We start from the raw sequence: 8,466 nt of genomic DNA on the forward strand, positions 1-8,466 counted from the left end.
CCGGCGTGACCGGCGCGGGCACCACGCCCACGTCGGACGGAGGTGGGAACCTGTCGCCCCAGCGCAACCCCGAGCGCGGCTTGTCGCGGGCTCGCACCGCCGCGGTGGTCGCGGCGGTCACGCTGACCGGCGCGACCGGGGCCGGCCTGGTCGCCGCCGGCCTCGGCACCACCGCGAACCGGCCGCCGCAGCCCGGAGCCTCGGCCGCCCCGACCTCCGAACGGTCCAGCTCGCCCGGGCCGGTGCTTCCCCGGTCCGAACCGGTCCGGATCGCCATCCCCCGCATCGGCGTCCGGGCGGAGATCGTCCCGGTCGCCACCGACGACGACGGCGCCCTGGAGGTGCCGCCGCTGGACCATCCGGAGGTGGCCGGCTGGTACCGCCGCGGTCCAACCCCGGGCGAGGCCGGCAACGCCGTCCTGGTCGGGCACGTCGACTCGCAGACCGGTCCGGCCGTCTTCTTCGACCTCGGCCGGCTCCAGCCCGGCGACCTCATCCAGGTCGCCCGGGCCGACGGCCGGCAGGCGACGTTCACCGTGGACGGTGTGGGGGCGTACCCGAAGGAGCGCTTCCCCACCGAGCGGGTGTACGGCGGCGACTCCGCGGCCCGGCTGCGGCTGATCACCTGCGGCGGCCGGTTCAACCCCCGCACCGGCAGCTACCCCGACAACATCGTCGTCTTCGCCACGGCCACGCACTGACCGCACCGACGGCACGTGCCGTACGGTAGGCCGTCAGTTCCCGGCGGGGCGGAGGTGCGCGGTGGACCGGTCGGCGGTACGGACCCGGCGGGGCCCCCGGCTTCCCGCCCTGCTCGGTCGGTTGCTCGGCCGCCCGGCCGACGCGGCGGCCACGCCGGCCGCCCGACGGTCCAACCCCGACGCCGTGGTGGACTGCGCCGTCTACGTCAACGGAAAGCGGGAGCCGGGGCGCCCACACTACGCCGACGCGTACGCGCGCAGCCGGCGCACCCGGCGCTCCTTCGTCTGGTTGGGCCTGCACGAGCCGGGGGCGGCGGTGATGGCGGCGGTCGGCCGCACCTTCGGGCTGGACGAGCTCAGCGTGGCGCAGGCCCTCGCCGACGGGCACCGCCCCACCGTCCAGCGGCACGGCGACGTCACCCTGCTGGTGCTGCGCACCGCCGGTTACGTCGAGCACACCGAACTGACTGACACCTCCGAGGTGATCGACACCGGGGACGTGATGGTCTTCCTCGGCGACCGCTTCGTGATCACCGTCCGGCACGGCGCGGCCGGCGCCCTCGCCCCGGTCCGGGAGGACATCCAGCGCCGTGCGGGTGTGCTGGCCGAGGGACCGTGGGCGGTGGCGTACGCGGTCTGCGCCCGGATGGTGGAGCTCTACCTGGAGGTCTCCGGGCACCTGGAACGGGACCTGGAACGCGTCGAGGAGAGCGTCTTCGCCCGCGACGGCAGCGCCGACATCCAGCACATCTACCAGCTCAAGCGCGAGGTGGTGGAGTTCAAACGGGCGGTGCTGCCGTTGCAGGCGCCCCTGCGGGACCTGGTCGAGCGGCGCGACGGCGGGCCGCCGCCGGCATTGCAGCGCTGGTTCGTCGACGTGGAGGCGCGGCTGACCCGGGCGGTCGACCGGATCGGCGGGTACGACGACCTGCTCAACTCGATCCTGCAGTCCCGCCTCGCGCAGCTCGCCGTCGACCAGAACAACGACATGCGCAAGATCGCCGCCTGGGCGGCGATTGCCGCCACCCAGACCGCGGTGGCCGGGATCTACGGCATGAACTTCGCTCACATGCCCGAGCTGGGCTGGCGGTACGGCTACGCGGCGGCCCTGCTGCTGATGGCCCTGGCCGCGGTCACCCTGTACCGGTTGTTCCGCCGCTCCGGCTGGCTCTGAACCTCTCCCGCCTCAGCGTCAGGGCTTCTCAAGGCTGTTCTCGGCACACCGGAACAGCAGCGGCGACACCAGGTCCAGCGGTGGATCGCCGGGCAGGTGACGCTCGCCGTCGACCAGGCCGCTGAGCCCGGGCGAGGGACGGTCCTAAGCTGGCGGCCATGTTGTGGCAGCGGTACGTGGCGATCGGCGACAGCACCACCGAGGGGCTGGACGACCCGGACGGCAACGGCGGCTACCGGGGCTGGGCGGACCGGTTCGCCCTGGCGGTGGCCCGCGCGCAGGGCGGCCTCGAGTACGCCAACCTGGCCATCCGCGGCCGGACCACCGCGCGGATCCGGGCGGAGCAGCTGCCGGTGGCGCTGGAGCTGGCGCCGGACCTGGCGACCGTGGTGGCCGGGATGAACGACGTGCTCCGGCCGGCGTTCGACGCCGACCGGATCGCCGAGGACGTCGGCGCGATGCAGCGGGCCCTGGTCGGCCAGGGGGCCACCGTGCTCACCTTCACCCTGCCCGATCCGGCGCCGGTGATGCCGCTGGCCCGACCGCTGCGCGGCCGGGTGGCGGCGTTCAACGCGGCGGTCCGGGCGGTCACCACCGAGACCGGCGCCACCCTGCTGGACCTGGGGGCGCACCCGGTGGCCTCGGACCCGCGCCTGTGGAGCGACGACCGGCTGCACGCCAACAGCGCCGGGCACGAACGGATCGCCGCCGCGTTGGCGCACACCGCCGGCCTGCCCGGGTACGACGACTCCTGGTCGCACCCGCTGCCGGCGGCCGTCCGCCGGCCCCGCCACGAGGTGGTCCGGGCCGAGCTGGCGTGGACCCGGCGGCACCTGCTGCCGTGGCTGGCCCGGCACCTGCGCGGCCGGTCCTCGGGGGACGACCGGGTGGCCAAGCGCCCGGTGCCGCTGCCGGTCGAGTGGTGATGCCGGGCGGCGCCCGGTCCGGGCGGTGGCCGGAGTCGATCGGGCAGCGCTCAGTGCTCGATCGGCCGGCGGGTACGCGCCCGCTTCAGCTCGAAGAAGCCGTCGGTGCCGGCGACGAGCAGCACGCCGTCCCAGAGCCGCCCGGCGTCCTCCCCGCGTGGGATCGGCGCGACCACCGGCCCGAAGAAGGCGTTGCGCCGACCGGCGTCGTCGGTGACGTGGATGGCGGGGGTGCCCAGGTCCTCGCCGACCGGCTCCAGCCCGGCGCGGTGGCTGGCCAGCAGCGCCTCGTCGTGCTCGGTGGAGTCGGCCGCGTCGGCCAGTTCGACCGGGAGGCCCACCTCGGCCAGCGCCGCGACGTACAGGTCGCGACCGATCGGGGCGCGGTCGTGGTGGATCCGGTTGCCCAGCGCGGTGTAGAGATCGCGCAGCACCTCGTTGCCGAACTTCTGCTCGGCGGCGATCGCCACCCGCACCGGGCCGAGGCCGGGCCTGAGCCACTCGCGGTACCACTCGTCGAGGCCGTCCCGGCCGTCGTTGAGCACGGTGAGGCTGAGCACGTGGAAGCGGAGCCGTACCTCCCGGACGCGCTCCACCTCCAGCAGCCAGCGGGAGGCGTTCCAGGCCCACGGGCAGCGCGGGTCGAACCACATGTCGGCGTTCGTCATCGTCGTCTCGGTCCCTCCTGAGCGGTTACGAGACGACGGTAGGCCACGGATCGGCCCACCGTGAGAGCCGATCGGGACGCTGATTCTTGAGCCAATCGGCACGGGCAGGCCGATCAGGGCCTGCTCCGCCCCGCTGACCGTCGCGCGCCGCCGCCGGACTGGCGGGGCGTAGGGTGGGACCATCCCGGAATCGACGACATCCCACTTTCGAGGTGGCCGCCACGCCGGATCCACCCAGGGGACGTCATGTCCGTACCGCGTCCCGCCGGACCACCGTCGCCGACCTGACCGAGGCGTCCCCGCCCATCGCCGGGCTGCCGGCGCCAGGTCCGCGCCTGGGACCCGGTTCCACGCTCCGCACCTGTGGTCCGCCGCGCGCGCGGCGCCACTTCCCCGACCGATATCAGGCCGCGGCCGGGGATCTCCGCAACGGCCTCACCAGGGAGCAACCATGAAGATCGCCAGGCACCGGATCATCGACGTGCTACGGGCCCGCGGCCAGCACGTCCGGGCCGACTGGATCAGGCGGGAGCTGCCCGACGAGGTCGACCTCAACAAGCACGCGGGCCTGCTCGCGACGCTGCACCTCGATCCCGCCGACCTTGCCGAGACGCCGTCGCCGTAAGGGCGATGCCGCCGGTCCCGGTGGCATAGCGGGGCACCGCGCGTACCGCGGGCCGGGTGAGGGCTCCTCCGCGCGCAAGTTTGGGGGTCAGGGACGAGGGAAGACAGCAGCCCGCCGAGTCGGGGCCGGTCCGACGAGGCTGGCCAGCGCCCTGCCCGTCGGCGGCACTGCCGACCGGGGTCGGGGCAGATCCCCGAGGAGGAGCGACGATGGCGGACGCGGCGAGGGGCACCCGGACGGCCACCAGGCCCACCAGCGCGCGGAAGGCCACGGGGGCCCGCAAGGCACCGCCGAAGCGGGCGGCGGCGGCGAAGAAGGTCGCGGCCGCCACGAAACGGGCCACCGGGACGAGCGCGGCCAAGACCCCGGGCGAGAAGCCCACCCCGACGACGGCCCGGGTGGCCCGGAAGAAGGCAGTCGCCGCGACGGCGGCGCCCGCCCGGCGGCCGACCGCGAAGGCGACCGCCGCGAAGAAGGCACCGGCCAAGAAGGCCGCCGCGAAGACGGCGCCCACGACGAAGGCCGCCGCGAAGAAGGCGCCCGCCAAGAAGGCGCCGGCCAAGAAGGCGCCGGCCAAGAAGGCCATGGCGAAGAAGGCGCCCGCCAAGAAGGCCACGAATAAGGCGCCGGCCACGAGGGTCGCGGCGAAGAAGGCGCCGGCCAGGAAGGCGACGGCGGCGGCGCTGGCCCGGGTCACCGCGGAAACCCGGGCGCCGGCGAAGAAGACGACGACCATGGAGTCGTCCGGCAGGCGGAACACGGCCCGCCGGCCGAGCCGCGGGCCGGTTGGCGGGGCTGGTCGCCCGCCGCGCTGAGCCCCTCGGCGAGAATGACCACGTGGCGAAACGCGGTGCCCGCCGAAGCGCGGCCGACCAGACGACCGGAGCCTGCCCGTGCGGCTCCGGGGTCCCCTACGCCGACTGCTGTGCCCCGGTGCACCGGGGCGAGTCGACGGCGGCGACCGCCGAGGCGCTGATGCGTTCCCGGTTCAGCGCCTTCGCCGTCGGCGACGTCGACTACCTGGTACGCAGTTGGCACTCCGCCACCCGACCGGCGCGGCTGCGGCTCGACCCGGGGCAGCGCTGGACCAGGCTGGAGATCCTCGGCACCGACCGGGGCGGCCTGTTCGACTCCGAGGGCACGGTCGAGTTCCGGGCCCACTACCGGGAGGCGGGGCGTCCGGGCATGCTGGACGAGCGCAGCCGCTTCGTCCGCGAGGACGGCCGCTGGGTCTACCTGGGCGCCCTGCCCGGGTGAGGACCGCCGGCCCGGGTGAGGACCGCCGGCCCGGACGACGCCCGGGCGGCGTGCTATCGCCCGCTTACCGGGATCCCGGCGGGCAGCCCGAGCCGGGCGACGGCCGCGGCAGCCAGCTCGTCCGGCACCAGCGCCACGTCCAGCACGACACCGGCCTCCTCCGGCGCCAGCGGCTCCAGGATCGCCCGCTGCGAGTCGAGCAGGCTGGCCGGCATGTAGTGGTCGGCGCGGCGGCTCATCCGGTCCCGGATCAGCTCCGCCGCCCCGGCCAGGTGGACGAACTCCACGTTCGGCGGCCCCTGCCGCAGCACGTCCCGGTAGGACCGCTTCAGCGCCGAGCAGGCCAGCACCGTGGACACGCCTTCGGCGTGCCGGGTGGCCATCCACGCGGCGAGGTCGCGCAGCCACGGCCAGCGGTCGGCGTCGTCCAGCGGTACGCCGGACCGCATCCGCGCCACGTTGGCCTCGGAGTGGAACTCGTCCGCTTCGGCGAACCGGAGCCCGGTCAGCTCGCTGATCCCCCGGGCCACGGTGGTCTTGCCCGCCCCGGACACCCCCATCACCACGACGTGCCGGGTGAGCGGTCGGTCACCAGTCATGGACGGTGCCGTCCTTGAGCCGGTTGAACGGCAGGTACGCCGGCACGTACGGGAACCGCGCCGCGGCCTGCTCGTCGAGTTCGACGCCGAGACCGGGCTGCTCTCCCGGGTGCAGGTAGCCGTCGGTGAACGTGAACGACTGCCGGAACACCTCGTTGGTCAGCGCGCCGTGCTGCATGTACTCCTGGATGCCGAAGTTGTGGATGGCCAGGTCCAGGTGGAGCGCGGCGGCCATGCCCACCGGGGAGATGTCGGTCGGGCCGTGGATGCCGGACTTGATCTGGTACTGGGCGGCGAAGTCGAGCAGCTTCCGCATGGCCGTGATGCCCCCGGTGTGGGTGACGGCGGACCGGACGTAGTCGATGAGCTGTTCCCGGATCAGCGTCTGGTAGTCCCACACGGTGTTGAAGACCTCGCCGATGGCCAGCGGCGTGGTGGTGTGCTGGCGGACGAGGCGCAGCGCCTCCTGGTTCTCCGCCGGGGTGCAGTCCTCCAGCCAGAACAGGTCGTACGGCTCGAGGGCCTTGCCGAGCCTGGCGGCCTGGATGGGGGTCATCCGGTGGTGCCCGTCGTGCAGCAGCGGCAGCTCGGGGCCGAACTCGTTGCGGACCGCCTCGAAGACCTCGGGCAGGTGGCGCAGGTACGCGCGGGTGTCCCAGTCCTCCTCGGCGGGCAGCGGGGTGCGCTGGGCCGGCTCGTAGTCGTACCGCTTGCCGTCGACGCCCGGCTGGGCGGCGACACCGTAGACGGCGTTGATGCCGGGCACCGACGTCTGCACCCGGATCGAGCGGTAGCCGAGGTCGAGGTGCCGGCGGATCGAGTCGAACAGCTCCGGCAGGTCCCGCCCGGAGGCGTGCCCGTACGCCATGATCCCGGTCCGCGACGCGCCGCCGAGCAGCTGGTAGAGCGGCATGCCGGCGGCCTTGGCCTTGATGTCCCACAGCGCGACGTCGACGGCCGCGATGGCGGCCATGGTGACCGGTCCCCGCCGCCAGTACGCCGAGCGGTAGAGGAACTGCCAGGTGTCCTCGATGTGGTGCGGGTCCCGCCCGATCAGCAGGGGCACGACGTGGTCGGCCAGGTAGGAGGCGACCGACAGCTCCCGCCCGTTGAGGGTGCCGTCGCCCAGGCCGGTGAGCCCCTCGTCGGTGGTTATCTTGAGGGTGACGAAGTTGCGGTCGGGGCTGGAGACGATGACGTCCGCCGCGATGATCTTCACGCAGGTGCCTTTCTCGGGTGATGCTCAGCGAAGGGTGCTGCCGGGCTGCAGGTCGTCCAGGAGGGACAGTTCGTCGCGGCGCGGCAGGGCCTCCCAGTCGCCGTGCCCGGCGACGACGAAGGCGCCGAGGGTGACGGCGCGGCGCAGCCGTCCGGCCAGGTCGAGCCCGTCGAGGTGCCCGGAGAGGTAGCCGGCGGTGAACGCGTCACCCGCGCCGACGGTGTCCACCGCGGTGACCGGCAACGCCGCGGCGTGCCGGACCCCGTCGGCGGTGTACGCGCGGGCGCCGTCGCCGCCGAGCTTGACCAGCACGGTCGCCACGCCCCGGGCCAGCAGACCGGCCACCACGGTCTCCTCGGCCGCGCCCGGTTCGCCGACGAGGTCCAGCTCGTCGGCGGAGGCGACCACGACCGAGGCGTGCCCGGCGAGGGGGGTGAGCACGACGCGGGCGTCGTCCCGGCGCCACAGCCTCGCCCGGTGGTTGACGTCGAGGCAGACCAGCGCCCCGGCCCGGGACGCGGTCTCGGCCGCCCAGCGGGTGGCCTCGCGGGCGCTGTCGGACAGCGCCGGGGTGATGCCGGTCAGGTGCAGCACCCGGGTGCCGGCCGCGAGGGCCGGGCGCAGGTCCTCGACGCCCAGGGCGGAGCCGGCCGAGCCGGCCCGGTGGTAGCGCACCCGGGTCAGGTCGGCGGTACGCCGTTCCAGGAACATCAGCCCGGCCGGGCGCTCCGGGTCCCGGGTGACGTGGTCGACACCCACCCCCTCGGCGCGCAGTTGGCGCAGCACGTACCCGCCGAGCTCGTCGTCGCTGACCCGGCCGGCCCAGGCGGCCCGGTGGCCGAGCCGGGCCAGGCCGATCGCCACGTTGGACTCGGCCCCGGCGAGTGCATGGTCAGGGCGCCACCGGCCGCGAGGGGCCCGGCGGACCGCAGCGACACCAGCGCCTCGCCGAAGGTGAGCAGGTCGACGGCGGTCATGACGTGGCGGCGACGTAGGCCCGGGCCCGCTCCCGCAGCGCGTCGAGGTCGCCGCCGGAGGCGGCGTCGCCGACCAGCGGGCCGCCGACGCCGACGGCGATCGCGCCGGCGGCGAGGTAGCCGGGCAGCTCGGCGAGACCCACCCCGCCGACCGCGACGAACGGGATGTCCGGGAACGGGTCGCGCAGCGCCTTCAGGTACGCCGGCCCGCCGACCGACGCCGGGAAGAGCTTGACGGCGGCGGCCCCGGCCCGGACGGCGGCGTACGCCTCCGTCCGGGGTGAGCGCCCCCGGCGGCGACCGGCAGCCCCCGGCGGACC

The 8,466-nt window shown here is 74.8% G+C and carries 10 protein-coding genes and 1 pseudogene; 6 read left to right on the forward strand and 5 right to left on the reverse strand.

Features of this window, described 5'->3' with window-relative positions; translation table 11 throughout:
• Nucleotides 1-80 precede the first annotated feature (80 nt).
• The 3 genes from JNW87_RS30650 (at nt 81) to JNW87_RS30660 (ending at nt 2,801) form a co-directional block, all read left to right on the forward strand.
• On the forward strand, nt 81-701 hold the full coding sequence (locus tag JNW87_RS30650) for a class F sortase (RefSeq protein WP_375373568.1): 621 nt from the start codon (nt 81-83) through the stop codon (nt 699-701).
• 61 nt (nt 702-762) lie between these two features.
• A complete protein-coding gene (locus tag JNW87_RS30655) occupies nt 763-1,875 on the forward strand; it encodes a magnesium and cobalt transport protein CorA (protein ID WP_109805883.1) in 1,113 nt (370 codons plus the stop codon).
• Between the two features lie 158 nt (nt 1,876-2,033).
• On the forward strand, nt 2,034-2,801 hold the full coding sequence (locus JNW87_RS30660; RefSeq protein WP_109805882.1) for an SGNH/GDSL hydrolase family protein: 768 nt from the start codon (nt 2,034-2,036) through the stop codon (nt 2,799-2,801).
• 50 nt (nt 2,802-2,851) lie between these two features.
• Here the strand turns inward: JNW87_RS30660 and JNW87_RS30665 are convergent, their stop codons facing one another.
• Nucleotides 2,852-3,469: a disulfide bond formation protein DsbA gene (locus JNW87_RS30665; RefSeq protein WP_109805881.1), complete on the reverse strand. Its 618-nt coding sequence runs from the start codon at nt 3,467-3,469 to the stop codon at nt 2,852-2,854.
• Between the two features lie 451 nt (nt 3,470-3,920).
• On the opposite strand from JNW87_RS30665, the gene JNW87_RS30670 reads away from it, so the two are divergent.
• The 3 genes from JNW87_RS30670 (at nt 3,921) to JNW87_RS30680 (ending at nt 5,351) form a co-directional block, all read left to right on the forward strand.
• Entirely contained in the window at nt 3,921-4,094 is a 174-nt protein-coding gene (locus JNW87_RS30670) for a hypothetical protein (protein WP_201750042.1), read from the forward strand.
• 209 nt (nt 4,095-4,303) lie between these two features.
• Nucleotides 4,304-4,909, forward strand: coding sequence for a hypothetical protein (locus JNW87_RS30675; RefSeq protein ID WP_238454863.1), 606 nt, complete (start codon nt 4,304-4,306; stop codon nt 4,907-4,909).
• 22 nt (nt 4,910-4,931) lie between these two features.
• On the forward strand, nt 4,932-5,351 hold the full coding sequence (locus JNW87_RS30680) for a YchJ family protein (RefSeq protein ID WP_109805906.1): 420 nt from the start codon (nt 4,932-4,934) through the stop codon (nt 5,349-5,351).
• 53 nt (nt 5,352-5,404) lie between these two features.
• Here JNW87_RS30680 and JNW87_RS30685 read toward each other — a convergent pair whose 3' ends face one another.
• From JNW87_RS30685 to JNW87_RS30700, 4 genes and pseudogenes are all read right to left on the reverse strand, one after another.
• On the reverse strand, nt 5,405-5,950 hold the full coding sequence (locus JNW87_RS30685) for a gluconokinase (protein ID WP_109805880.1): 546 nt from the start codon (nt 5,948-5,950) through the stop codon (nt 5,405-5,407).
• Entirely contained in the window at nt 5,940-7,169 is a 1,230-nt protein-coding gene (manD, locus tag JNW87_RS30690; RefSeq protein WP_109805879.1) for a D-mannonate dehydratase ManD, read from the reverse strand. The genes JNW87_RS30685 and manD overlap by 11 nt, the downstream gene beginning before the upstream one ends.
• 24 nt (nt 7,170-7,193) lie before the next feature.
• On the reverse strand, nt 7,194-8,033 hold the full coding sequence (locus JNW87_RS30695; RefSeq protein ID WP_238454864.1) for a sugar kinase: 840 nt from the start codon (nt 8,031-8,033) through the stop codon (nt 7,194-7,196).
• Between the two features lie 109 nt (nt 8,034-8,142).
• A pseudogene (locus JNW87_RS30700) lies at nt 8,143-8,466 on the reverse strand (aldolase); the annotation flags it as partial.

It is taken from the genome of Micromonospora sp. ATA51, from assembly GCF_016802855.1.
GTDB classification, from domain to species: domain Bacteria; phylum Actinomycetota; class Actinomycetes; order Mycobacteriales; family Micromonosporaceae; genus Micromonospora; species Micromonospora sicca.